Origin of the sequence: Anabaena sp. FACHB-1391 (genome assembly GCF_014696755.1) — a bacterium.
GTDB classification, from domain to species: Bacteria; Cyanobacteriota; Cyanobacteriia; order Cyanobacteriales; family Nostocaceae; genus Dolichospermum; species Dolichospermum planctonicum.
Genome location: NZ_JACJQS010000043.1, coordinates 13793 through 40620, shown reverse-complemented (window position 1 = coordinate 40620; position 26828 = coordinate 13793). Strand labels below are relative to the sequence as shown.

Sequence of the window (26828 nt, the reverse complement as noted above, 5' to 3'; positions counted from 1 at the left end):
TTCCTCAATATGGGCTGCAACTATTTTTTCTCGGAGATCCACTGAATATGCTTTCATGACAGTATTATCTTTATTATTACTAACTGTACCTCATAACTTCGGAAACTGCTGTATGGCTAACGCCACGCTTCGCTATCAGGATGTAGTTGTTTGATTGTCTATAAAATATAGAGATTTTGGGATGATAGATAAGTTATCAGTTAAATTATCCGCTGTTACTTCTTGACTATTACTGTAACTGTATTTTATCATCTTTCAATATTCACAGATAATTCATCAATAACAATCCTGTACATCCTAAAATCCTGGACATCCTGATTCAGACAATGACAATTTCCACATCCCACCAATAATCTACAAATCACAATCCTGTAAATCCTAAAATCCTGGACATCCTGATATGGCTTGCGCCACGCTACGCTATCAGACAATTACAATTTCAGCATCCCACCAACAACTTACAAATTACCATCCTGAAAATCCTAAAATCCTGGACATCCTGATATGGCTTGCGCCACGCTACGCTATCAGACAATGACAATTTCAGCATCCCACCAATAACCTACCAAATTACCATCCTGTACATCATAACCAGGATTGGAGGATTTTCAGGATGTAATTTTTTTATTGTTTAAGAAAAATGGCGATTTTTGGATGATAGATAATATACTATATACTGTGGTTATAATCGGGGGAAATTATGACATATATTGCAATGTTCGCACTTTTTTGTTTAATAGGATCTTTAGCTGGGGCTGTTCCTGTTGTTTTAACCCCCTATTTTTTTTGGGGTTCTTTAGCGATCCTTATCATATCAGCACAATTTAGTTCTGATAAATGGCCGTAGGGTGTGTTAGCACCAGCGTTACGCACCATTTCAATAAAAAAATCAAAACGGTGCGTTACATTTCATTAACGCACCCTACAATTATCTAACTATAAGCCTCCATCGGTAAACAAGAACAAACGAAATTCCTATCCCCAAAAGCCGCATCAATTCTCCCCACACTTGGCCAGAACTTATATTCCTTACTCCAACTTGCAGGATAAGCAGCTTGTTCACGGGAATAGGGATGTTTCCATTCACCAATAATCAAACTTTCCGCAGTGTGAGGGGCATTTTTTAAAAGATTATCGTGAATGTCCATTGTACCAGATTCAATTGCCGCAACTTCCTCACGAATCGCAATCAAAGCATCACAAAATCTATCTAATTCCTGTTTAGATTCACTTTCCGTTGGTTCGACCATAATTGTCCCAGCAACAGGCCAAGAAACAGTAGGTGCATGAAAACCATAATCCATTAACCGCTTCGCAACATCATCAATTTCAATCTGCGCTGATTTCTTCAAACTTCGCAAATCTAAAATACATTCATGTGCTACTAAACCATTTTTTCCCTGATACAAAACCGGATAATATGACTCTAATTTCTTAGCGATGTAATTAGCATTCAAAATGGCGATTTTGGTTGCTTGTGTCAACCCATCAGCACCCATCATGATAATATACATCCAGGAAATCACTAGGATACTCGCACTACCCCAAGGTGCAGCAGAAACAGCGCCAAAAGAGTGCGGAGTGCGGAGTGCGGAGTGCGGAGTAAAATCTTCATTGTTATTTATTCTCACTACAGAATGTCCTGGTAAAAAGGGGACAAGGTGGGAAGCGACACCAATGGGACCCATACCGGGACCACCACCACCATGGGGAATGCAGAAGGTTTTGTGTAAGTTCAAATGACAGACATCTGCACCAAAATCACCAGGACGACAAATACCCACTTGGGCGTTCATATTAGCGCCGTCCATGTAAACTTGTCCACCGTGAGAATGAATTACTGCACAAATTTCTTGAATTGCTTCTTCAAATACCCCATGGGTTGATGGATATGTCACCATTAAAGCTGATAATTCATGACTATGTTTTTCAGCTTTGGCTTTTAAATCCTCAACATCAATATTACCATGATCATCACAAGCAATTCCCACTACTTTCATTCCACACATTACCGCACTCGCGGGATTTGTACCGTGTGCAGATTGCGGAATTAAACAAACGTTTCTGTGTCCTTCACCGCGACTTTGATGATATTCATGAATTACTAAAAGTCCCGCATATTCTCCTTGAGAACCTGCATTTGGTTGTAAGGAAATTCCCGCAAAACCTGTAATTTCTGATAACCATGCTTCTAGTTGTTGGAACAGGATTTGATAACCTCTGGTTTGGGAAATTGGCGCGAAAGGGTGAATTTTGCCGAATTGTTCCCAAGTTACGGGAATCATTTCCGCAGTTGCGTTTAATTTCATGGTACAAGAACCCAAGGGAATCATTGAGGTGGTTAATGATAAATCCTTGTTTTCTAGTTGATGTAAATAACGTAATAACTCGGTTTCTGAATGGTAACGATTGAAAACTGGGTGGGTGAGATATTTACTTTCTCGTGATAATTGAGCATGAGAAATTGGTAATCCTTCCACAGTAAAAGGTAATTGATCTTTGAGTGCGAAAATTTGCCAAAGGTCAATTAAATCTGCTTCTGTGGTAGTTTCATCTAAGGAAATACCCACGGTGGAATTATCAAAAATTCTCAAGTTGATATTTCTCTCATTCGCAGCGTCGAGAATTGCTGATAATTTGGTATTTTCTAATTCTACCCGCAAGGTATCAAAGAAGTTTTCCGAAGTGATTTTATAACCTAACTTTTTCAGTCCTGCGGCTAAAGTTGCGGTTAATTGATGAATATTTTGGGCGATCGCTCTGAGTCCATCAGGTCCATGATAAACTGCATACATACTCGCCATCACTGCCAATAAAACTTGGGCTGTGCAGATATTACTGGTGGCTTTATCTCTGCGGATATGCTGCTCACGGGTTTGTAAGGCTAAACGGTAGGCAGGTTGACCATGAATATCTTTTGATACTCCCACAATGCGCCCTGGAACTAAGCGTTTATACTCTTCCTTGGTGGCAAAATAAGCAGCGTGTGGACCCCCAAAACCCATGGGAATACCGAAGCGTTGGGTACTACCTACGGCAATATCAGCCCCTAATTCACCGGGGGGTGTGAGTAATGTTAAACTTAAAGGATCTGCGGCTATTGTCACCAATGCACCCTGAGCATGGGACTTTTCTATAAAGTTGCGGTAGTCGTAAATTGTACCATCAGTTGCGGGATATTGCAGAACTGCACCAAAGATAGTTTCGGTAAAATCAAAGGTTTGATGATCACCGATAATGATGTTTATGCCTAAAGGTTTGGCGCGTGTTTGCAATACATCAATGGTTTGAGGATGACATTCACGGGATACAAAGTAGTTATGAGATTTATTTTTGCACACACCATAACTCATACTCATTGCCTCTGCGGCTGCTGTGGCTTCATCAAGTAAAGAAGCGTTAGCAATTTCTAAATCGGTCAAGTCAATGATCATAGTTTGGAAGTTTAACAACGCTTCTAAACGTCCTTGGGCAATTTCTGGCTGATAAGGGGTGTATGCTGTATACCAACCGGGATTTTCTAAGATGTTGCGTTGAATGACCGCCGGGGTGATACAATCATAATACCCCATGCCGATAAATGAGCGATAAACCTGATTTTTATCGGCTATTTGCTTTAATTTTGCCAATGCTGCATATTCGCTTTGTGCTGGTGGTAATTTCAACTCTTGCTGAAAACGAATTGCCTGTGGTACTGTTTTATCAATTAAGTCATCAAGGTGGGAAAGGCCTAATGTATCAAGCATTTGCTGAATATCATCAGGGTTTGGTCCAATGTGTCTTTGTGTAAAGTTACCCAATTTTTGATTGGTTTTCGGTTGAGTACGGGTAAGATTATCTACCACAAATTGTTCTCCAAGGATTTATATCTTCATATATTGTAATGATTACTTTTGGATCTTAGGGTTTTTGCTAGATTTTTTGCTAGATATTGATTTTGTTTCGCGCAAAAATCTAAAGGTTAGGTGTGGGTTGAATTTGTGAGTTGGTATTGTTTCCATTTTTCTTGTTGTCGTTTTCTTTTGTCTGGTGTTAGACTGTGGAAACAGTGGGGGCAAGAAATTCCCGCTTCATATTCAGATGATGATTTATCTTCGTCGGAAATGGGGTTTCCACAACAAAAGCATAATTCATGACTTCCCGGTTTTAAGCCATGACGGACAGCAACTCTTTCGTCAAAAACAAAACATTCTCCTTCCCATAAACTTTCTTCCTGGGGGACTTCTTCTAAATATTTGAGAATGCCGCCTTTGAGGTGATAAACTTCTTCAAAGCCCTGAGAAAGTAAATAAGATGATGCTTTTTCACAGCGAATACCTCCAGTACAAAATAAAGCCACTTTTTTATGTTTGCTGGTATCAAGATGCTTTTCTACATATTCGGGAAAATCTCGGAATGTCTGAGTTTGGGGATTTTCTGCACCCTTAAAAGTCCCAACCGTGACCTCGTAATCGTTGCGAGTATCAATAACAGTGACTTCGGGGTGAGAAATTAAATCATTCCATTCTTGAGGTGTGACATAAGTTCCCACTTTTTCATTCGGGTTAACTTCTGGTATTCCCAAAGTCACAATTTCTTTTTTTAAGCGGATTTTCAGCCGCTCAAAAGGGGGAAGTTCGGCATAAGATTCTTTATATTCTAAATCTCTAAACCGCGAGTCATGACGGAGAAAGGCTAAAACCGTATCAATTCCCTGACGAGAACCAGCAATTGTACCATTAATTCCTTCGGGAGCGAGTAATATAGTTCCTTTGATATCCTGTAACTGACAACAATTTAATAAGGGTGTTTGCAGTTGGTTATAATCAGGTAAACTGACAAACTTATACAATGCAGCAACGACTAAAAAATTTTCTTGGTTCATGGTCTTGACAAAATAATCATAAGAGTTTACGATGGTCTAGTTATATAATTGCATTTTTCGTATTAAAAACAGGGCTTGGGGGTTTAGCTCAGTTGGTAGAGCGCCTGCTTTGCAAGCAGGATGTCAGCGGTTCGAGTCCGCTAACCTCCATTTATTTGCGAAATATGTAAATATGTCCCACGCAAAGGCGCAAAGAGTCAAGGTAGATAGATTGCGTGGCGTAGCCATATTTTCCGGTTTCATATTTCAATTCAGCAAGCCCTAATTATGTTTAAATATTAGCGAAAGGTTATTTGCTGGCATGGGGTGAGTTTGGTGCAATATCAAATTTTGTGCTTCAGCAGATTTAACCACGTCCTCTAAATTACGGACTCCCCAAGCTGTATCTTGTGCTTGTAAAGACTCATCAAAAGCAGTGTTACTGGGTGCTGTATGTTTTCCATTTTGTTTATAAGGACCATACAAATACAGTATACCGCCTGGTGGCAAAATCCGTCCAGCCCCTGCCATTAGTCCTAAACAAGCAGACCAAGGCGAAATATGAATCATGTTAATGTTTACTATAGCAGAAATCGGTGGTTCTGGCAATGGCTGTTTTTCTACAGGCCATATTAGTAAATTGGCATCTAAATCTAGGGGTGGTTTAAGATGATCACAGGGGAGATATTCAGACCATGCTCTAATACTAGCACGCAGTTCTGGGTTGGGGTCAGATGGTAGCCATTGCCGGGGTGCTAAGTGTTGGGAAAAAAATGCAGCGTGTTCACCTGTGCCGCTGGCTACTTCGAGTATTGTCCCATTTTGAGGTAATATCTGTAAAAGCACTTCTAGAATGGGTTCGCGGTTGCGCTGGGTTGCGGGGGCAAATTTCCGCCAGTCTGGTGTCATAATTGGATGGGAGGGTGTTTGAGAAATATTGGACGAATATAATATGGTAATATGGCTTCGCTACAGGGGAACGCTACTACACAGGCCAAGGCCACCTGGGTGGACAGGTTTTGTCTGTGTAGATGCGATTTCTAATCGCTTTTTTCGCTACACCACAGGAGAACAACTTGCCTAAATCTATTCATTCTACCCAACCACCGCTCAAGTTTATTCCCCAATGTCATAATCCATTGGTTGTAAAAATTGTATCTTGGTTTTTGCCCTTGATTTTGCGGGTGAGAACTAGACCTTGGCTACCTGCGGGTATTGTGAATATTCAAGCTAAAAATGCCGAAGTCCTAGCTGAATTATACCATGAATTTCAGGCTGGTAAAGTCCGATTTTTAATTGCTTTTCGTCACCCGGAGGTAGAAGATCCTCTATCTATGTCATATTTGCTATCACGGATTGTCCCCAAAGTGGCGCGAAAAAAAGGTATTAAGCTCAAATATCCACTTCACAGCTATTTTATCTATGAACGGGGGATGACAATCTGGGCAGGAAATTGGTTAGGATGGTTATTTTCTAGACTTGGTGGTATACCTATACGTAGGGGCAAACGCATAGATAGAACGGCTATTAATAAGGCAAGAGAATTATTTGCAACCGCAGAGATGCCCATAGCGATCGCTCCTGAAGGTGGTACAAATGGACACAGTAGTATAGTCAGTCCCTTAGAACCTGGTGTAGCCCAGTTGGGTTTTTGGTGTGTGGAAGATCTCAAAAAAGCTAACCGTGAAGAACAGGTTTTTATTATTCCGATTGGGATTAAATATAGCTATGTGAACCCACCTTGGAAAAGAATAGATTGGCTATTATCTAAATTAGAACTTGATAGCGGTTTACCTGTTAGGAAAACTAGTGAAATTAGCCAGGAAAGGGAAGAAATTTTATATCAGCGGGTGGTGGATTTATCTGAATATCTAATTTCGGAAATGGAGGAATTTTATCGGCGTTTTTATCATCAAGAATTTCCAGAAATTATAACTTCCGAAATTCCCACAAATGAAATTTTAATTACTAGATTACACCGATTGATGGATACAGCTTTAAAAATTGCAGAACAGTATTTTAATATCCGGCCTCAAGGTAATTTTATTGATAGATGTCGGCGTTTAGAAGATGCTGGTTGGAATTATATTTATCGGGATGATATCGCTGATATTCAAAGTTTATCACCTTTCCAACGTGGTCTAGCTGATTGGGTAGCCCAAGAAGCAGATTTGAAAATGCAACACATGAGAATTGCTGAAAGTTTCGTCGCGGTCACTGCTAATTATATTCTAGAAAAACCAACCCCAGAAAGATTTGCAGAAACGATTTTATTAATGTTTGATATGTTGTCTCGCATTAAAGATTCTACCTTACCAGGCAGGCCGCGTTTAGGTTGGAAACAAGCCATGATTTCTGTCGGTGAAGCGATTAATATTAATGAAAGATGGGAAAATTGTCAAGGGAATAAACAAGCTTTACGAAAGGGTGTAAGTGATTTGACCCAGGATTTACAGATGATTTTGGAGGGGTTAATTAAGGATTAGTTTCTCCCTCCAGACCCATAAGGTAGACCTGTAGCGGGCAAGATGCCCGCAGCACAAGGGTTTGATTATTCATGTTTGGACTTCATTTACTCACAATCTAATTATACTTAATGGCGGCATTAAGTACCATTACCGCAGATATCACAGATTCCTTCAACTGTCACTTCATACCTTTCTACTGTTAACCCCTCCCGCAGTTGACTGACATCAATACCGGGAAAAACATTCCAGTTAATGTCTTCAATCGCACCACAGCAGGTACAGCGAAAATGATGATGGGGCGCTACATTGGCATCATAACGAGATATTCCCTCTTGTAATAGCACTTCTCGCACTAAACCCGCTTCACGCAGTGCCTGAAGCGCCGCGTACACCGTAGCTTGGGAGGAAGTCGGTGCTTCCTGGTTTAAGTCTCTCAAAATTTGATCAACTGTAGGATGATCTTCCCTTGCTAATAGGTTGGCATAAACCCCAAATCTTTGGGGTGTGACTCTCAACCCTCTACTTTTCAGGGTTTTGATAATATCATTAGCTTTTTGCTGCATAGGATTTACTTGATTATATAAAGATATAAACCCCCATTATAACTTTTCCTTTTTCAGAATTAAAGCTTTTTAAAAAATACATTATAAAATAAGTATTTATAACTATTGACAAATTCCTAAATCAGAATTATTCTGATTTGTAAGCTAAAGACACGAGTTAAAATCTTCCATCTAAAAAAGAGGTATTTATGACTGCTATTACTCACGTTCCAAATGTAGTATTCAAGACTCGTGTTCGGGATGAATCTGTACCTGGACCCAATCCTTACCGTTGGCAAGATGTAACCACTGAAGAGATTTTTGGTGGTAAAAAGGTAGTATTATTTGCTCTTCCTGGTGCGTTCACCCCCACCTGTTCTTCTACTCATTTACCTCGCTACGAAGAACTATTTGCAGAATTCAAAGCGCAAGGTGTTGATCAGATCATTTGTTTGTCAGTTAATGACGCATTTGTTATGTTCCAGTGGGGTAAACAACAAGGTGCTAAAAATGTCTTCTTGTTACCCGATGGTAGTGGAGAATTTACCCGGAAAATGGGAATGTTAGTTGATAAATCTAACATCGGTTTCGGAATGCGTTCTTGGCGTTATGCAATGGTTGTTAATAACGGCGAAATTGAAAAAATGTTCGTTGAACCTGGTTTTGAAGACAACTGTGGTAGTGACCCCTTTGAAGTATCTGATGCTGATACTGTTCTTGCTTACCTCAAAGGTGTAGAACGTCCTGCTGAAGTTGCACCTCGGTTAGCATTTGTTGGTTAATTAGTAAAGTTAGAAATTTCTAACTGGCGATAGAGGTTAATAGTTTTTAACTTATATAAGGCGAAGGAAGTTACTCAAATAAACTTCCTTTGCTTTTTTGTTTTGATGGACAAAAAATTTGCAATTGTGTCTAATAAATCAGATTTAAAAACTTGAATTTATTCTATAAAAAATGAAAATATAAGAGAGGAAATGTTAAATTTATATTCTGATTTTATCCCAGCTTTAATTGGGAAAGGAGAGTCAATTATGCGGATAACAGTTTCCGATATATATCCTCTGGGTAGCGAACATATTTTCAATGATCTTAGCATTGAGGAATTGAAGGAAATTACAGGTGGTTACAGAAGCCGACGCGGAAATTATCGGTCTACAGAAACCCCATTACCTCTTAGCATAGAGGCTCAATTTCAAGACTGGAGGACAGAACTCAATACAATCATGGACAATCTCAGACAACGATTGGATACTTAAGAAACATAGCAATAATTGAATATTTTCCCAAAAATCGTGTGTTTTCATACTTATGAACAGCTAACACACGATTTTTTCTATGATTTCAATTAAAAATATCATCTTGAGGAAAAGAGAAGATAGTTTTGTCTTTGAATCTATACCTAATATTTTCTGGATAAACAGACTCAACTCATTTAATTATGTCGTTTTTAACTAGGTTTAAGCCTTGATTTTCACTAATTTTATGAATAAAAATTAAATCAGCAGTTAAGAGAAGGCACAAAACAAGCTTAACTGCTTTTCGCCAAGCATCAATTAACTGATGATTAATCTAGGAGGAAAGAAATCATGGCTAGTATCAAACTTGCTCAATTACAAGCTAACGGTTCTGAATTGTTCCAAGATTCCGAAAGCTTTTTAAACGAAATGAATGATGTAGATACCATTTCCGTTCAAGGTGGTAGTGGTTCTGGAATCCATGATTTAGTATACTACAGCATTAAGGGTCAAGAGTTTGTTTTGTTAGGCTTTGCTATTGATAACGTTGTATCTCTAGCTAAATCATTTAGCCACAGCGTTAGCCATAGCTACGACTATCAGTAACTATAGTCATTAAAATACCTGAGATGAATAAGCAATATAAAATTACTTATTCATCCCATGAAAATCTGGTTCAGTTAAGAATTTATCACCCTAATTTCTCTATTTTTTCAGGGGAATTAGGATGATCGATCAAAAAAACAAGCTTAATTGACTTTCGCAGAATATCAATTGACTGATGATTAATTTAGGAGGAAAGAAATCATGGCTAGTATCAAACTTGCTCAATTACAAGCTAACGGTTCTGAATTGTTCCAAGATTCCGAAAGCTTTTTAAACGAAATGAATGATGTAGATACCATTTCCGTTCAAGGTGGTAGTGGTTCTGGAATCCATGATTTAGTATACTACAGCATTAAGGGTCAAGAGTTTGTTTTGTTAGGCTTTGCTATTGATAACGTTGTATCTCTAGCTAAATCATTTAGCCACAGCGATAGCCATAGCTACAGCCATCAGTAACTATAGTCATTAAAATACCTGAGATGAATAAGTAATATAAAATTGCTTATTCATCCCATGAAAATCCGGTTCAGTTAAGAATTTATCATCCTAATTCCCCTTAAATAACAGGAGATAATAATCTTACATAACTCACGAAACCGGATTAAATAATCAATTAATATCTAGTGTTTGCTTACACTTTACGGCTATGATAATTTTGTACTTGCTGGGTATTAAGCAAATGGCAAGAATTACAATTTCTGATCTAAACACAACCCAAGAGACATTATTAATCCATGAAATTAGTAACATCAAATCTGTTTCTATATTTGGGGGAAATAGCGATAATTTCCATGAATTAGTTAAGTTCGGAATTAAGTCTATGGAGTTCATTTTATTAGCTTATGCTATAGATTCTATTTCCTATTTAAGAAGTTCATTTAATAGCAATTATTAAACCTAATTTGTAATCAGCCAACCCATTGTTAATTAGCCAACCCATTGTTAACTAATCTTTGATGTAAAGCTATGCCACTTCTCATAAGTTCTACCAACGTTTTTGACTACTTGGTTAATCGTGGAATTTGTCCCCCACAAGATGAATCATTGAGCAAAATTGAGTTAAAACCAGCTAAAAACTTTAATTTATTAATCAGTTTACCACAGGAACGTCAAATCTTAGTCAAGCAAGAGCGTCATGATCGAGATGGTAAAACTTTAGGTGAATTTATAGATGAATGGAAAATTCATGATTTTTGTCAAAAATTCCCAGAAATTAAGCATTTACGCTCATCTTTTTCGGAAGTAATTCATTTTGACTTAGAAAACTCCATCATTGTTTTTAATTACCTAAATCAATATCAAGATTTAGCAGAATTTTACGCTAAAGATCAGATATTTCCTGTGGAGATTTCCCAGTTAATTGGTACAACTTTGGCAACGGTGCATTGCTTAACAATAAATAATAAAAGCTATCGAGAATTTCTAGAAAATTCTCGCCAGCATGAAAATATTACCAAAGGATTAGAGAGAATTACACCACAAATATTTGGTCAACTTCCTGCCGATGGTTTGAGATTTTTTGCTCTCTATCAACGTTACGATAATTTAGGAAAAGCAGTTGCACAATTAAATCAGGATTTTACTCCTTGTTGTCTCACTCATAATGATCTCAAGCTCAATAATATTCTTTTATCTTTAAACTGGGAAACAGAAATTGAAGATAAATTACCTGGAAATAAAAATATCATCCGATTAATTGATTGGGAAAGAGGTAGTTGGGGAGATCCTGCTAATGATTTAGGGACAATAATTGCTAGTTATCTGCAAATTTGGTTATATAGCATAGTGGCTAATAAAACTATCCCTATTGAAGAATGTTTGCGTTTAGCTGCTATTCCCTTACCAATGATTCAACCGTCTTTGTCAACATTAGTTAGTAGTTATTTAAATACCTTTCCAGAAATTTTAGAAATTCGTCCAAATTTCTTACAATTAGTGATGCAATTTAGCGGTTTAGCTTTAATTAGAGCTATTCAGGCTAGACTGCAATATCAAAAAACTTTTGATAACTCAGGTATTTGTATCCTGCAAGTTGCTAAGAGTTTATTATGTCGTCCTCAAGCATCTATTTCCACAATTTTGGGAATGGAATTTTCAACAATAACTTCTAAAAATTTATCTCTTGTTTAGAGAAGGAAAGCTTGTATGCAAGTATTAGATTCTATAAATAGTCAACTTTTCCAATTACCAAAAGAATTACAAACAGCACTGCAAAATATTGTTGACCATCTGGAAATTGAATCATTTTATTCAATTAAGCATCCAGAATACAAGTTATTTGAATTGCCAGAATCAGTAATCTCTCGCTTTAAAGATTTACCTTTGGATATTCAACATAAACATTTGAGTATGCAATTGCGTAATTTTCTTTATGGTGTTTATTATAACGGTTCTTGGAATGATTTTTCTACCGCTGATTCGCAGATAAATAACCTCAGTAATAATAGCTTCTTTGGCGTAGATTTGGCTTTTTATGAACGACTACATAAAGGTAATAAAGGTATAGGCTATTGGAGTCAAGATTGGTTAGTAGTTAATGAAGAAGAAGATGGATCTTTGGCAGTCCACAAAAGTGGTTTAACCTTGCATATTGAGCGGGATTTATATTTGTCAGAAGTTGATAAGTCTGCTATTGTCGGTAACTTAGTAGCGATCAAAATGCCAAAGAATTTAGTTCAAAATGGATTTTACATGGCAGTGTCTAATCTAGGAACTCAAGACAATCAAGATATTGTCAGAATCTACTTTAATGTATCATCAGAAGGGGCAGTATCGGTGATGGAAAATATAACTACAGAACTCAATAATCTGCCAGTTGCTTTCTCATTTAAGGCTCTATATACTCCCGATGAATATAGACGTTATGATTCAGCAGTGCTATATTTCAGTAAACATGAATATAAGACTATTTACCCTATATTACAAAAGGTATATTTAGCAAATCAAGAGATTTTTTCTCCACAAGTACCGTTATTTACTAAGCCACTAGCACCAGGATTGAGTTGTGCTGAAGAACCAGAAAATAAATTTGGTGAAAAAGAAAGTTTTGGTACTCATCGTTGTCAAATTATTGCTAATGGTTTAATTGCTGCTTGGCAAGCAGGTAAAAATGATTCAGAAAGTCGAATGACAGCTATTTTTGAACAATTTGCATTACAAAAAATTAAATTACAATATCCTTATCTTAATACACATTCACAGGATATCTATACCCCATTAAATAGATAGTTTTCCTGAATATTATCTCATCAAAATATCCCTGACTTGTTAAGGAAGTCAGGGATCTAACTCTTCTCAATTTTAACTGGCTTTACTCAATATTGCTGCTGGAGAAGAGGAAAAATTGGGACTTTCTCCTAATGTAGCGACAATCTCTAATTTATTAACTTGATCTTTTAACCAATTAGTAAATAAATCGCCAAGGATTTGTACACGCATTTGTTCATTTAATTCGGGTTCAATTATTTCTTCAACTATAATGATATGCGCTCCTTTTGGTGTAATTATTGGTTTGAGAATTTGTGGGGGATTGGCTGCAAATACTAGAGAAGCAATTTCTGGCCTAAAATCACTACGTTTGCGAATACCTTGATATCCTCCAGCACGTCTTATTTCGGGATTTTGGATATATTGACGAGCGATTTCTTGAAAACTAATTTCTCCTTCTTGAAGAGCGTAAAATATCTCTAAGGCTAAGTCTTCATCATCCAATATCACTTCATAGGTGACGGCGGCGCTGTAATTAAGTTGATGAGCATAAAAGAATGGTTCAACTTTATCAGCAAATAAATGATGAGCTAATTTTGTTGATAAGATATTGAGATGTGCTATTTCTTCAAAATTATCTAAGGAAAGATAATGTTTCTGTAACCATTCCCAGGTTTCTTCAGCTTTAATCAGTCTATTCGCTAATCGTAAACTATCTGCGGACTGTTGTAGTTCTGCTGTTTCGACAGTAATCCCTACTTTTTGAGATGTTTCAGTAATAAATTTTCTAGTGGCGATCGCTTCTAATAAACTAGGGATTTGACAAGATATTTTTAGATGATAAATAATATCTTCATTGGATATTTTTAAAATATTTGACATGGCGTAATTCCTCAATTTACTAAACCCATTAACAATTTATTTGATCCTATTTAAATGAATTATCAGCGTATCTATCATATTTACCTGATATGTTATTTTCTTATCTCTATCTAATGATACTTTTAATATTTTTGATAATTTATATGAGAAAAATTACCAGATTTATACCCCCGAATTATCTCACAATCCGGGGACATAATTGTGATTGTGATCGAGTTATTTGGTAACTAAATAAAGAGATGGGTTGGAAAAATCAAGACTAAAAATCTTGTTATTACGGGAATTTGAACCAAATAGCCCATTATCGCTTGATGTCTGATTAGTTATAACATCCTGAATGGTGGTTAACAGAAAATTCAGATCAAAACCACCTGATAAAGGGAGAATATCAGTATCTACTATTTGTTGTATTTCCTCTGAATTTAAGTCATACAAGAATGTATTTTTATCAATAGTTTCTAAGTCGGAAATTATGATTGTAGCCATGATATTATTTCCTAATCAAAAAGTGAACAGTTTTGCAATTGTGACGAAATTGCATTTGAATCTGCTACAATAATTAAGTAGGTTGGTGCTAAAAATTGTCCTGATGACAAGGCAATATACCTATCAGATTACTAAATAGCCGGATAGTTTGGAAAAGTCAATAGCGAAAATCTTGTTATCATGGAATCCAAATGGACCTTCATATGTTGTTTGGGGATTGTTTATTCCATCATAAACTGTTGATAAGTGAACAGCAGGACGATCCCATAAAGGCAGAAAAATACTACCTGATATTTGTGTGATTTGCTGTGAATTTAAGTCATATAAGAATGTCTTTTTCTCAAGAAGTTGCAAATCAGAAATTATGATTGTAGCCATGATCTTATTTTCTCATCAAAAGTAAACAGTTCTGCTGATTGCACCTTTAAATATCGTGAAATAATTAATGAGATACCCAAGCATTAACTGTCCGCGCATAGTCTATCGTATGGAATTTATTATCATGAAAATTCCCTGCACCTTCATAAGTTGTTGATATGGTATTTAAACCATCATAGATGGTCATGACAAAAACATTAGGAGTCCCTCCCCAATTTGGATAATCGCCCCAAACTAATCCTCCTAATACAATATTTGATTCTATTTGTTTTAAATCATAAATAAAGCTTTCTAAATCCGTGTAATCAAAGTTATTAATTACTAATCTTTCCATTATATTATCCTTCTAATCTTCACTTGACTCTTATATTTTTACATTATTTCCTCATAGATTATATAAAAGTTGCATATTAAAGTCTTTTTTTATTAGACATAATTGCATGAATTATGTCTTTAATTTTCGTTGACATTAAAGCTCTAAACCATTTTTTTGTAACTTCTTAAATGGATCTAAAATAAAGTCAATAACTCGACGTTGACGGATAATTGCTTCGGCACTTGCGGTTTGTCCAGGGGTGAGAGGAATCTGCTTGTTACCAACTTGAATATAAGGATTTTCCAAAGCAATATCTACTTCATAGGTTTCTAGACGATTGGCACTATTTTCCTGAATTTTAGAGTTAGGTGAAATCCAAGTAATTCGCCCTGATAAAATTCCATATTCTTGGAAAGGATAAGCATCAAATTTAATTTTTACTGGCATTCCTACTTTAACGAAACCACTATGTTGACTGGCCATACGTGCCTTCAAAATTAAGTCCGCATTTTTGGGTGCAATTTGAGCAATCATTTGTCCTGGTTGGACTACAGAACCAGCTTTTTTAATGGGTAGTTCAAAAATTGTTCCATCAATAGGAGAGCGGATAATTCGCTGTTTTAGTTGTAAATTTAGGGAGATGATCTGTCCTTCTGTTTGCATAATTTCCGATTGTAGAGAAGTAATTTGATTTTGTAGGTCTTTAAACTGTTCCTGACTTTTTAATAATGCTAATTCTCCTCCTTGTATAGCACTTTTATAACTACTTTCCTCTTGTTGTAATCGCAATTTTGCTTGTTCAATATCTGACTTAAATTGATTCATAAGCGACTGATAACTACTTTCTTGTTCTTTTAAGCGTAACCGTGCCGTTTGAATATTAAATTTTGCTTCTTCTTGTAAACGTTGACTTTCCTCAGCAATCTTTTCTAATTCTACTAGTTTGGTTTGAGGAATTATACCTTCCTCTAACAGTAGACGATAACGGGCAACTTCTGAAATATCTCGACGCAAGCGACTTGTAACTAACCTATAGTTACTTTGAGTAGATTTTACATTCTGTTTCATCTGATCAATTTGTGCCAATTTCTCCAAATCTTGGAAATTATAAGCACTTTTTTTAGTTTCAAATGTTTGTCTGGCTTGATTAACTTGAGCCATTTTTTCTAATGATTGAGATTGGTTTTGCTGACGTTGAATATTAATCGCCATTAAGACTTGATTTTTTAAGATTTCTAGTTGAGATTTACGATTTTTCAACCCTTCTAATTTAGCTTTTATTTGTTGTATTTCTGTTTGCATAACCTCAGATTCTATTTTCACTAAAACCTGTCCTGCCTTAACTGTTGCCCCTTCTTTAACATTAACAGAAACAATAGTACCAGTCACCGCACTATCTAATTTTTGTGTTGCACCTTTTGGTTCTATTCGTCCAATAGCATTTCCGGTTTCATCAACTCTAGTTAACATTGCCCAAGGTAAAATAATTGCTGCAAAACTAACCAGCAAATACAACATTGAACGAGTCCAGACTTTTGGTAAAGCATCTAATAATTCTTCTGTACCATAAAACCAATCCTGGACCTTACCTAATGTCTGGGTTTGATTTTGATTTGGGAGAAAAGCAGTAGATTCGGTTTGATTCTGCTGATTTATAGTAGTTGTTGGTTGTGTATAAACTGACTGGGGCATAAATAATTTTACAGTTCTCTATTTTTGTAGTTATATATCCCTGACTTCTGCAAGAAGTCAGGGATATCTTGGCAATTAAACAATTAAAACAATTAATTTGTTTGTGCTAATTGTTGTTGATTGAGATAAAAATAATGTCCTTTTTTGGTAATTAATTCGTCGTGAGTACCACTTTCTACTAAAACACCACGATCTAAAACTAAAATTAGATCAGCATGACGAACTGTAGAAAGACGGTGAGCAATAATTAAACTTGTACGTCCTTGCAGAATTTTTTTGAGGTTGTTTTGAATAATACGTTCAGATTCAGAATCAAGGTGGCTCGTAGCTTCATCTAATATTAAAAGTCGAGGATTTCCTAATAAGGCGCGGGCAATTGCTAACCGTTGGCGTTGTCCTCCTGATAACATTCCTCCACCTTCACCAATTTGTGTTTCATAACCCATTGGCATCCTTTTAATAAACTCGTCTGCCCCTGCAAGTTGGGCGGCTTCTATAATCTCTTCTAAAGAGGCTTCAGGATGGGCAATAGTGATATTTTCCCGAATTGTTCCTCCAAATAAAAATGTATCTTGATCAACAACTCCAATTTGCGATCGCAGAGAATGCAAGGAAATACTAGTCACATCTTGATTGTCAATTAAAACTCTTCCATCTGTCGGTGGATATAAACCCAAAATCAATTTAGAAAGGGTGGTTTTCCCTGAACCGCTGCGCCCGACAACTGCTACAGTTTGCTCTGGTAAAATTTCAAAACTGAGATTTTCTAGAATGTTAATTTCACTCTCAGAGTGATAGCGAAATGTAACGTTATTAAAACTAATTTTCCCGATTAATCTGGGTAAATATTGGCGAGGTTTATGTTCTAAATCTTCTTCTGGTTCTGCTTCTAAAACATCATTAATTCGTTCGGTGGCAACGATTACTTCTTGTAGTTGATTCCACAAGATAATTAACCGTTGGAAAGGCTGAATAATGTTGCCTAACAACATATTAAAAGCAACTAATTGACCAATGGTAAGTTGGTTTTGAATAACTAACCAAGCCCCAAACCATAGTAATCCTGTACTGGCTAAAGATTGAATGGTAGAGCTAACTAATTGCAGTTGGTTACTAACTACTTGACCACTAAAGTTCTTTTTAATTAAATTATTCAGCAATTCTTCCCAATGCCAACGCACCGTTTGTTCAATTGCCATTGAGCGAATGGAAGAAATCCCCGTCAAGCTTTGAATTAAATAGCTATTTTCTAGGGTTCCTGCGGCAAATACCTCTCGACTAATTCGACGTAAAAATGGCGTAGCAAATAATGTTAATAACACAAATGGTGGCACAATTGCTAATGTCATCCCCGCCATTGGTGGACTGTACCAAAACATTAATCCTACATAAACAACGACGGTCAATAAATCTAAGCCAATAGATAAAGCTTCACCAGTGAGAAAACGCTGAATTTTCTGATTTTCCTGGACACGGGAGACAATATCACCAACATATCGAGACTCAAAAAAGGACAGAGGTAAGCCAAATGTATGCTTAATAAATCCCACCATTAAAGCGACGCTAATTCGGTTGGCTGTGTGGTCAAGTAAATATTGTCTTAACCCATTAATGGCGACACGAAACAAACCAAAAATTAATAATCCGAAGCCTACAGTATTTAAGGTTAAGGTGCTACCTTGAACAATGACTCTATCTAATAAAAGTTGAGTAAATAGGGGTGTTACTAATCCAAATACCTGAATTAATACCGAAGCAATGAATACTTCTAGTAGGACTTGAAAGTGAGGTTTAACTAAATCCAATAACTGCCAAAATGGCGTATTAGCTTCTGGTGTTTTTTTGAGTGAAGCTGTGGGTTCTAGTAATAGAGCGTAGCCTGTCCAACCTGCTTTGAATTGATTGATAGTTAAATAGCGTTGACCAAGGGCAGGATCGGCGACAATTACCTGTTTTTTGGTAATTTCATAGACAACAATGTAATGTTTACCTTCCCAATGAGCGATCGCTGGTAAAGGTTGTTGAGCAAATTTATCTAAACTGGCTTTCACTGGACGGGTAGCAAAACCAAGACTTTCCGCTGCTGCACTCAAACTTCGCATGGATGCACCACTACGGCTAACATTAGCCAAATCCCGCAGGCGATTAATACTGAAGTTTTTCCCCCAATAACGACCAATCATGACTAAACAAGCAGCACCACAATCCGCAGCACTTTGTTGTTCAAAAAATGGATAGCGTTTGGTAAATTTACGCCACCAATTTCCAGCAGTTACAGTCGGAATAGGAAAGTATTTGGGGCGCTTTTTTGGTTGTGCCAGTGGGGGAATTGTCAGTTGGGTAAAATTGGCAGTTTTTGCTGTTCTTGGTGTTTCTGGAGTGGGAATTTCTGGAGGTTTGGCAGTGTTAATTAGTTGTGCTTTATTCAGCAAAAGATCATAAGTATCAGGAAATTCTCCCATTACCTTCTTCACCATCTGTTGGGGAAGATAGGCAATTTTTAAATTCACAGAAGCTCTAGCAACGTAACTACTAAATTCTTGTTCTGGAAATAAAGTTAACTCCCCAAATGATGAACCTGGCGCGAGAGTAGTAATTAAGTTATTAGAGTTATCAAGTAATCTCACCTTACCCGTTAGCACAATATAAATTCCCGGCTTTGCTGTTGTCCCTTGCCAAAATTGCTTTGCTACCGGTGGTTCAATAATTTCTAAAGCCTTGATACAATCGGCAACTGCTTGATTTGATAGGGAATCACCCAAGACTTGCTTAATGTTTGTAGCTAACTGTTCCTGAGAAAACGTTGATAGCATTTCCTAACCTCCAAAACACTATTATTGATTGGCCTGCATGAGATTAAATGACCAATGAAAACTAGGTTCAGGTAGAGAATGCAAATCACTAATTGTAATTGCTATATCCTGATTTTCAGCAGTTGTCAATGGAGAATTTTTACGTTTAGTGGAAAGTCCCATTTGTTTAAGTAAACGGTTGATATGGCGATCACTAATTTTAATTCCCAACTCTTTAGCTAAATGTTTGCTCAACCATTGAGCCGTCCAATCACTAAAAGCATAGCCATATTCACGGGGACTACAATTAACTAATTCTTTCAATTTTTCAATATATTGATGATTAACAATCTTTGGTCTACCCAATGGCCGCTGATTCCATTTATGCGCCATACCTGCCTCAGCAATACCTATCCAATACCTGGCCATTTCTTGAGAACAGCCTATGATTTCACAAATATGAGTTTGTGATTTTCCCATATCTGCTAACAACATTATCTCAATGCGTCGCCGATATTCTGGTTGTGAATTATTTTGTAAGTTTTTTAGCAAGGCCTTCCGCTGAAAGGGTGTTAAAAACTTACTTTCATAAGTATCGTAAATATTAACAACCTGATCTTGATGAGAATAAGATGACATAATTCTTACCAGTTGCCTTCTACTTTCAAATTTGGGCAAATCCATCTGTTACATCTATTGCTCAAATACAGATGCAAAGAATTTCACAGACATTTAGTATTTAATCTGTAGGATGTTTCATGAGTATTTATTTCTCCATATTTATGCAACAAGTATAGCTGTTTTCCCCCCAATAAACAGCATTGTCTGCTAAAACACCTACAGATAAACTCCAATCATTTTTATCCCTAATACTAAATTTATCCCCATTAGTTAATCATCCAAAAATCCACTTCAAGGATGATATTATCCCTAATTTAGATTTCAGGACATTCATAAACACTGGTATTCAGATTTATCAATCAACACTAGACTATTTAAGTTCATGCAGCTTTAATTCCCCAATAATTACGACACACCTACTCCAAATATTGCAGCCTCAAAGTAGATAAGTTCAGGAAGGATGTAATCTATCTCTTACAGTAGCCTAAAATCAAAAAATTCTCATCAGCAAACTTTCTAAATATGAAATTGTCTGTCTGATAACTTAGCGTTAGCCATTCAGTTTAGATAAAAAAGTGACAAAGCTTTGATTGTTATTTTTAAATTCTGCTATATCTTCTTTGAAAATTTATATAAAAAATCAAATCTTCATCTAAACTTCATGATATCTTTACATAAAATTTATATAAATTTCAATCTGCTAAAAATATGCTTAGTAGATTCCCATGAGAAAACTCTTGTGGTGCGGGCATCTTGCCCGCTAATATCTTACCTCAGATGACTGCACCACCCTAAATATCAGATAGGATGCGTCAAATATTAAACATCTGCTTATTGACAGCGTTTAATAAATATGACACACCTTACTAATATGCAAATTGCCTAAATCCTGATTTATTTAATTATTAAGAGACACAAGTGCTACAAGCAATCAGCTTTTTGGGAAAAATGCAGTCCGCCATGCACCTTTGTTCTGCTATTTCTAATTTATAAGATGTTACAAATGTATATTTCCCATGCTGGCAGATAGGGATTCAGTAATTGCAGTTACTCACATTTCAGATCCAATTTTACTGAGTAACAGGCAATTACAGTATATTCAGCAACTATGCTGACTTTTTTTCCCTACTGTTAGCGCGTGCTTCTGCTTTTTGCTTACCCCCCACTTCCAGATACGCTATATCTTTAATCTTGCTTAAACAGTTAGAAGCTAGATTGCTTTCGGACTTCTCTGTGGTTGGTTTAGCAATTTTCAGACTTTCATTATTTTGTGAGTTTGACCTATTTGTGCGGGCATTTTCTTTCAATATGCGGTTATAAGTGCGATAAGGAATATAGTGCATCGGATTATAACCAACAAACCGCAACATTAAAACACAAGCCCAAGAATACTTACCTGCTAAAATCGCTTCGACTACTTGGTCTAATTGTTCAGGATGGATTTTCGGTCCTAAGTTGTTACCACTGCCAGCAATATCTTGATTCATAATCTTAGTTGTCTTTAAATTGAGTAAATTAGTCCAGTTTCTGCATTGCACTTGATAAACAGCCTCAGCCAAGTTGCTGGAGCGGGAATGACCGGAATCTATAGGTAATCAATTGCTGGCAGATGTTACAAAAAGCAAGAACCCGTTTCAAAAGTACGGTACTTGATAACATGGATACCTGATGGGTATGGAATTGAGAGAACTGCATCTCTAAATTTACCCGCTTAACTAAGCTAAAAAGCGCATTTGACCTGATGATTTTTTTCATAACCTGACCTGTGATTGAAAACCTGACTATTTTTAATCAAGCTTCTGTACCGTTTTGCCGTATATATCCTAGTTTTCTGGGCAGTTTTACAGTTTTCATTTAGTAAACCCTATTCCTTACCTAAGTAGTATGTATTAATTACTTATAGAGTTTAGGTTTGTACTTACTAATGAATCAAAGGTAAATATTTTCCTTTGGTCTGGTTTCTACCTGGAGAACTCGAATTTGACGTAGCTTTTCGTAGATACAGTTGTCTGCTGTTGAAACTCCCAAGGGTTAATCTTCTGCTTTTCCTTAGTTACTGCTGTATAACTTCTTACCATTAATTTTGTCGCTTCTCGGTAAAAGCTCACAATTGCTGGATGGAATCAGGAAAACCGTTGATTTCTCAATTTCAAAAGCCACATTTTTATTTATACTATTTTTTCTTGCTAATGTCATCTGCCAAACTAGCAAAATTTAAGTTAAATTTACTCAAGTTATCTAGAGATTTACCCATCTCTTGTGCAGGTTTAAGTTTTGACCCCGCTGGGCAAAAAATGAGGGGTGTTACCCCCCACTTTAATCTCAATGGCAGATGCTATCATCGTCATGTAAAGCAAAAATACTAGCAATGTCTTCTATCTATGTTATTAGCATCTAGACAATGGCAAATACTATATATCTATCAACAAAAAGTCCTATTTCTATTCAACAATTTTTGATGTTGACGAAGTAGTTTATTTGTAATTTTTTTTGATAAAGTCCTTACTATGTAAGGGTTACAATGGTTTAAATCTTCAATAAATATCAGACAAATAGGTGTAAATAACTGCGAAAAAAATAATTAAAATTTTATCCATCTAATTTATTATTAATGCCCAGATTTTGAATATTATTTTAATTTACTGATAGATTTGTATTTAAATACAAAAATCCATCTCATCATCTGTAGATAGGAAAAACCGTATCAGCATGAACATTTAGTTATTATCTCATTTATTTATGAGATAATATTGCAATTTAATTAAATAACAGGCTGGGTAATTATCTGTATATAAGTTATTGAAATAAGTGAGATTCCAGTGATAGTTATTAAACTGATTGAGTAGGAATAACTATTATTATTTATTGTCAATTATTGCTGATGATTCTGATAGCGGAGTGTGGTGTTAGCTATGAAAAGCGGATACTTCGGTATATAAGCTAGTTTAAATAAGTATAGTTAAGTAATTATAAAAACAGAAAATTTCTGAAAATCCCAGTATATAAACCGCTGCTGTTTGACTTTGGGGATGCAAAAGTAAATTGCTTGACAAATAACAATGAAGAGGTTAAGGTATAACTCCCAAGGCTGTTGAAGTTTTTATAAATTTTTCAGTAACGGGAAAAGAATTGAAGGGTGATATACGCTGCACTTAGTGAAAGCTCAATCAAGATCAAAATTTTCATGATCTTCAAACTAACCGGGAACTTTGAACTTAAAATGGGAGTCATAGACACCAGCTACATTTGAACCTGGCCAACCTGACCAAATAGATTGATAAAGCTGCTGCTGTCCTAGCCTTATTCATCTAGCGTGCAACTACTTGTATTCTTAGATGATTGAAGTCTACTGATAAATTCTTAATTTATTTCCAACTAGAGGAGAGAGTTTTTTAAGTGGGTAACTTCAATCTTGTTACTTTTTATCTCCCATAACCCGAAATGAAGTAAGGAATTGGTGATGATTTTTTGCTGACTTGGGTAAAAAAATGCACTTTGACAGATCATCGCTCAAATGTGCCATTATAAATACAAACCCTGGGAAACGCAATTACTGATTTCTGATTTTTCAGTGACTTTGAGAGTGAAAATCAAGAGAATTATACTTGAAAAGAATCCATGAGGACAGGGGACAGACTAGAGTACGAGGGGGATAAAGGTTTGATATTTTTTGAGCAAACCCTGATTTAATTAGAGAAGAGAGACAGATTTTCAAACATAGATTTTCAGATTAAAATTCCTTAACTCTTACCATTACTGATTTCTTCACTAAATTCCGGAAATAACAGGAAAATAAAAGAGCCTGGACGAATTGCAGTATCAGGACTTACGCAAAATCTCTTAAAAACTTAATTGTGCGTAAGTCCTAAGAATATTAAAATTAACACATCAGCAAATAAATTCCCCAAATAGCCATAGCGCGGAGATAGGTACTAGCGCGGAAAGTAGCATTAGCAGTGATAGCTTCCGGGGTGCGAAATTGCAAACCATTGTCGTAAACTTGCCTCACCACAGCCTCAGTTAAGCGCATTGCTTCATTTTTCATGTCCATTTGCACCAGGAAGGCTGCTAGACCAAAATTAATTCCAGTCCAAACCTCCAAAGGGTGGGTAGAATGAGGATTTTCTGGTAAACCATTGGGAAGAACACCGTTAGCAGCGCCAAATTTACCATTTTGGAACTTGAGAAAACAGGAATCATATATTTTTGTTAAGGCAGACAAAGCGCGATCGCTGGGGACAATATCTGGTAAACTCAATAAACGAGCGTAAAATTGCCCGCACAATTGATCAGCCATAACCACATCAGAACCACTGTCACTATCTAAACGGTAATATTCACCATTCCACAGCTTTTCCTGATATATTGGTTTTGATTGATTTAACCAAGTTTGATAAATTGATTTTTGTGTTGTTGTGTTTTGACGTTGTGTTAAAATATCACAGATGGCAATAGCAGCTTCCAAAGCAGCTAACCACAAACCACCACAATAGGCGCTAACACCATTTAATCGCCAATCATCAAAAGTTTGGTCAGGGGCGCCGGAATTTTCGGGTATACTGTCCCCATCTAGATCAAATTTTTTCACATAATCGAGAGTTTGGACAATAGCATCCCAACAATCTGCTAAAAAGTCAATATCATTTGCACCTGTCAACAGAAAATCTCGATATACCTGTAAAACAAAGTCACAACCTAAATCTTTCCAGAGATTACAATCTTGATAACTAGTGTAATTGGTTTTTTCCCAAACGTGTTCATTGGGAGCGCCTAAATCGTGAGGTGTCGCACCTGCGACTTTACGAACAGCCAGGGGACTTTCAGATTTAATTGTCAGATAATAACCGATAATTCTAGTTGTATCATCACTTTGGGGAATTGCTCTAGCAAAGGCGCGAATTACTGATTTTTCCAGTTCAGGGAATAACATTAATAACCCAAAAGAACCATATAACCGCACATCTAGACTTTCATACCAACGGTAATCTAAACATTCTAACACAGCAAACTGACCAATGGGGTCAATGTCTGAGGCTGCATTCCAAAGAGTTCCTCCACTAGTTAAATCATAGAGTTCGTTGAACAAAGCCATTTTAAACCAGTTGGGTAAATCTGGTCTTTCTAAAATAGGATTTTGCCAATTTTGAATGTGCGATCGCCAATTATGATATGATTTAAGAGCAGTAGTAGCAATTTGCCAAGCATTCTCACCATTACACCCAAAAAAGTCTGTATATCTGCGGTAATAGTTCACTCCTGCGGCAAATTCTGTCACCGGAAAATCCCAACTGAGGACAAAAGGAACTTCTAAAGTTTCTCCTGGTTGTAAAGTCAAACGCACCGCAATTGCAGCGCCTAATCTAGAATTTTCATCTGCGGGAGTTTCATCTATATAATTAGGTAAAGAACCATTTTCCGAGAAACTTTGCCAAATATCTGCACCATTACCTAAACAATTAAAACGGGAATGATAAAATATTTCAACCTGGTTGTTTTTCGGGTAATTTTTCAAAGTCGCAATACACCAAGTTCCCTCTCCTTCTGCGACAGTTTTACTATCAGAAACTGCACCGAAAACACAACCAAAATATTGATCATCTTCTGCTAAACAATTATAATTTCCTTGACTTTTTCCCCAGGCTGGCTGATATTCATAAACAGGACTACCATCATCTCTAACTTGCACTTCGGGAGATTTTAAAGTATTAGTAAACCAACCGACCATATTTTCCCACGTTAGCATGATGCTAATAGTGATTGGTGCATTTGTGGGGTTGTGCGCTTTCCACAAAAAAACCGCTACAGGATAACTAGTTTCTTGATAATTATCTGCCCAAATTGGCGAAAATTGCTCACAGGTTAATTGAGTTTTGAAGACATTTTCATAAACAAACCAACTACGAGGATAAAGTGCATGATAAGTTCCTGACCTCACCCCCAACCCCTCTTGGTCCACAGAGAGGGGAGAAGGTGGATACCATTGCCAAGATTGTAGTGTATCATCTTCTGGGGGTTGGGTAGATAAAGCGTAAGCTTGTCCAGATTCAAAGATACTAAATTGACAAGCAGGAACAGTTTTAAAAGTATGTTCTCCCCCATCAATGTGCCACAGGTTAAAGTCTCCCCGTGAGGAACGGCCTATACACCCCGCACCAAAGCCACCAAGGGGCATTCCGTGCCAGGGACCATCATCTATATTACTAGGATAACGGACGGTGTAGGGCTGATTCCAGCCTAGGCCAATGGGACGTTTCCAGGTGCAGGGAGGTATTTGGGGGTGGTTGGTCATGGTTTGAGTTTTACAGGTTGACGCTAATGAAGACTAGCGCGATGTGTGATTTTTCTCAAGTCCTGAGGGAAAAATATTTTTATTTCGCGCAATCTCTCTAAGAGGATGTTTGAAAAGTTTCAGGAATTCAAAATTTAAGCAAGTCGCCTCACCATAATACGGATCATGGCAAGGTAGATAAAAGTCTCAGAGGTTTCGGGTAATAACTCATAATCTCTGACTAATCGCCGACACCCCATTAACCAACCGTAAGTGCGTTCCACCACCCAACGTTTTTTGAGTAATGATGTATTGAGATTATCAGCATAAAATTATATTATTAAAATTCTCTACTAAACCACTCTCATATTTATTGCTCTCTATTGAGAATATATCTGATAAATGATCAATACTTGTCAGTCAAAAGTAACGCAAAATATTTTTTCAACCCTCATTCCTCTGTGTACTCAGTGCCTCTGTGGTTCGTTACAT

General features: G+C 36.6%; 23 protein-coding genes, 1 tRNA gene and 1 pseudogene. 11 read left to right on the top strand and 14 right to left on the bottom strand.

Annotated elements, in window-relative coordinates; genetic code table 11:
* Positions 1-932: 932 nt before the first annotated feature.
* Both gcvP and H6F62_RS17505 read right to left on the bottom strand, forming a co-directional pair.
* Positions 933-3845 carry an aminomethyl-transferring glycine dehydrogenase gene (gcvP, locus tag H6F62_RS17510; protein WP_190372590.1) on the bottom strand — a complete coding sequence of 971 codons (2913 nt, stop codon included), beginning with the start codon at positions 3843-3845 and terminating at the stop codon, positions 933-935.
* A 116-nt stretch (positions 3846-3961) separates the two neighbouring features.
* Positions 3962-4864: a rhodanese-related sulfurtransferase gene (locus H6F62_RS17505; RefSeq protein WP_190372589.1), complete on the bottom strand. Its 903-nt coding sequence runs from the start codon at positions 4862-4864 to the stop codon at positions 3962-3964.
* Between the two features lie 77 nt (positions 4865-4941).
* On the opposite strand from H6F62_RS17505, the gene H6F62_RS17500 reads away from it, so the two are divergent.
* Positions 4942-5014, top strand: a tRNA-Ala gene (locus tag H6F62_RS17500).
* Positions 5015-5125: 111 nt separating this feature from the next.
* Here the strand turns inward: H6F62_RS17500 and H6F62_RS17495 are convergent.
* Positions 5126-5755, bottom strand: a complete 630-nt coding sequence (locus H6F62_RS17495; protein WP_137906302.1) for a DUF938 domain-containing protein — start codon at positions 5753-5755, stop codon at positions 5126-5128.
* 40 nt (positions 5756-5795) lie between these two features.
* Between H6F62_RS17495 and H6F62_RS21280 the strand changes: the two genes are divergently transcribed.
* On the top strand, positions 5796-5927 hold the full coding sequence (locus H6F62_RS21280) for a hypothetical protein (protein ID WP_265584146.1): 132 nt from the start codon (positions 5796-5798) through the stop codon (positions 5925-5927).
* The gene (locus tag H6F62_RS17490) at positions 5920-7329 is read left to right on the top strand and encodes a 1-acyl-sn-glycerol-3-phosphate acyltransferase (RefSeq protein WP_190372588.1); all 1410 of its coding nucleotides are present in this window, start codon (positions 5920-5922) and stop codon (positions 7327-7329) included. Before H6F62_RS21280 ends, H6F62_RS17490 begins: the two co-directional genes overlap by 8 nt.
* 119 nt (positions 7330-7448) lie before the next feature.
* Here the strand turns inward: H6F62_RS17490 and H6F62_RS17485 are convergent, their stop codons facing one another.
* Positions 7449-7874, bottom strand: coding sequence for a Fur family transcriptional regulator (locus H6F62_RS17485; protein ID WP_137906304.1), 426 nt, complete (start codon positions 7872-7874; stop codon positions 7449-7451).
* Positions 7875-8062: 188 nt separating this feature from the next.
* Between H6F62_RS17485 and H6F62_RS17480 the strand changes: the two genes are divergently transcribed.
* The 7 genes from H6F62_RS17480 (at position 8063) to H6F62_RS17450 (ending at position 12922) form a co-directional block, all read left to right on the top strand.
* The gene (locus H6F62_RS17480) at positions 8063-8635 is read left to right on the top strand and encodes a peroxiredoxin (protein ID WP_190372587.1); all 573 of its coding nucleotides are present in this window, start codon (positions 8063-8065) and stop codon (positions 8633-8635) included.
* Between the two features lie 249 nt (positions 8636-8884).
* The gene (locus H6F62_RS17475) at positions 8885-9109 is read left to right on the top strand and encodes a hypothetical protein (protein WP_190372586.1); all 225 of its coding nucleotides are present in this window, start codon (positions 8885-8887) and stop codon (positions 9107-9109) included.
* A 330-nt stretch (positions 9110-9439) separates the two neighbouring features.
* Positions 9440-9694 (top strand): hypothetical protein, encoded by a 255-nt coding sequence (locus H6F62_RS17470; RefSeq protein WP_190372585.1) that lies wholly within the window; start codon positions 9440-9442, stop codon positions 9692-9694.
* 201 nt (positions 9695-9895) lie between these two features.
* On the top strand, positions 9896-10150 hold the full coding sequence (locus H6F62_RS17465) for a hypothetical protein (protein ID WP_190372584.1): 255 nt from the start codon (positions 9896-9898) through the stop codon (positions 10148-10150).
* 223 nt (positions 10151-10373) lie between these two features.
* Positions 10374-10589: a hypothetical protein gene (locus H6F62_RS17460; protein ID WP_190372583.1), complete on the top strand. Its 216-nt coding sequence runs from the start codon at positions 10374-10376 to the stop codon at positions 10587-10589.
* A 71-nt stretch (positions 10590-10660) separates the two neighbouring features.
* Positions 10661-11824 carry a phosphotransferase gene (locus H6F62_RS17455; RefSeq protein ID WP_190372582.1) on the top strand — a complete coding sequence of 388 codons (1164 nt, stop codon included), beginning with the start codon at positions 10661-10663 and terminating at the stop codon, positions 11822-11824.
* A 15-nt stretch (positions 11825-11839) separates the two neighbouring features.
* Entirely contained in the window at positions 11840-12922 is a 1083-nt protein-coding gene (locus H6F62_RS17450; RefSeq protein WP_190372581.1) for a T3SS effector HopA1 family protein, read from the top strand.
* 72 nt (positions 12923-12994) lie between these two features.
* Here the strand turns inward: H6F62_RS17450 and H6F62_RS17445 are convergent, their stop codons facing one another.
* The 8 genes from H6F62_RS17445 to H6F62_RS17410 form a co-directional block, all read right to left on the bottom strand.
* On the bottom strand, positions 12995-13783 hold the full coding sequence (locus tag H6F62_RS17445) for a peptidylprolyl isomerase (RefSeq protein WP_190372580.1): 789 nt from the start codon (positions 13781-13783) through the stop codon (positions 12995-12997).
* A 216-nt stretch (positions 13784-13999) separates the two neighbouring features.
* The gene (locus H6F62_RS17440) at positions 14000-14269 is read right to left on the bottom strand and encodes a hypothetical protein (protein WP_137906312.1); all 270 of its coding nucleotides are present in this window, start codon (positions 14267-14269) and stop codon (positions 14000-14002) included.
* Between the two features lie 123 nt (positions 14270-14392).
* Positions 14393-14647, bottom strand: coding sequence for a hypothetical protein (locus tag H6F62_RS17435; protein WP_137906313.1), 255 nt, complete (start codon positions 14645-14647; stop codon positions 14393-14395).
* Positions 14648-14711: 64 nt separating this feature from the next.
* Positions 14712-14981, bottom strand: coding sequence for a hypothetical protein (locus H6F62_RS17430; protein ID WP_137906314.1), 270 nt, complete (start codon positions 14979-14981; stop codon positions 14712-14714).
* Between the two features lie 135 nt (positions 14982-15116).
* Positions 15117-16655 carry an HlyD family efflux transporter periplasmic adaptor subunit gene (locus H6F62_RS17425; protein ID WP_137906315.1) on the bottom strand — a complete coding sequence of 513 codons (1539 nt, stop codon included), beginning with the start codon at positions 16653-16655 and terminating at the stop codon, positions 15117-15119.
* A gap of 92 nt (positions 16656-16747) precedes the next feature.
* The gene (locus tag H6F62_RS17420; RefSeq protein WP_137906316.1) at positions 16748-19468 is read right to left on the bottom strand and encodes a peptidase domain-containing ABC transporter; all 2721 of its coding nucleotides are present in this window, start codon (positions 19466-19468) and stop codon (positions 16748-16750) included.
* A 21-nt stretch (positions 19469-19489) separates the two neighbouring features.
* A complete protein-coding gene (locus H6F62_RS17415; RefSeq protein WP_190372579.1) occupies positions 19490-20086 on the bottom strand; it encodes a helix-turn-helix domain-containing protein in 597 nt (198 codons plus the stop codon).
* Positions 20087-21174: 1088 nt separating this feature from the next.
* Positions 21175-21555 (bottom strand): HetP family heterocyst commitment protein, encoded by a 381-nt coding sequence (locus H6F62_RS17410; RefSeq protein ID WP_137906318.1) that lies wholly within the window; start codon positions 21553-21555, stop codon positions 21175-21177.
* A gap of 702 nt (positions 21556-22257) precedes the next feature.
* On the opposite strand from H6F62_RS17410, the gene H6F62_RS17405 reads away from it, so the two are divergent.
* Positions 22258-22434 carry a hypothetical protein gene (locus tag H6F62_RS17405; RefSeq protein ID WP_162501155.1) on the top strand — a complete coding sequence of 59 codons (177 nt, stop codon included), beginning with the start codon at positions 22258-22260 and terminating at the stop codon, positions 22432-22434.
* Positions 22435-23948: 1514 nt separating this feature from the next.
* Here H6F62_RS17405 and H6F62_RS17400 read toward each other — a convergent pair.
* Together H6F62_RS17400 and H6F62_RS17395 are read right to left on the bottom strand one after the other, a co-directional pair.
* Positions 23949-26357 (bottom strand): GH116 family glycosyl hydrolase, encoded by a 2409-nt coding sequence (locus H6F62_RS17400; protein WP_190372578.1) that lies wholly within the window; start codon positions 26355-26357, stop codon positions 23949-23951.
* 134 nt (positions 26358-26491) lie between these two features.
* A pseudogene (locus tag H6F62_RS17395) lies at positions 26492-26641 on the bottom strand (transposase); the annotation flags it as partial.
* Positions 26642-26828: the final 187 nt, after the last annotated feature.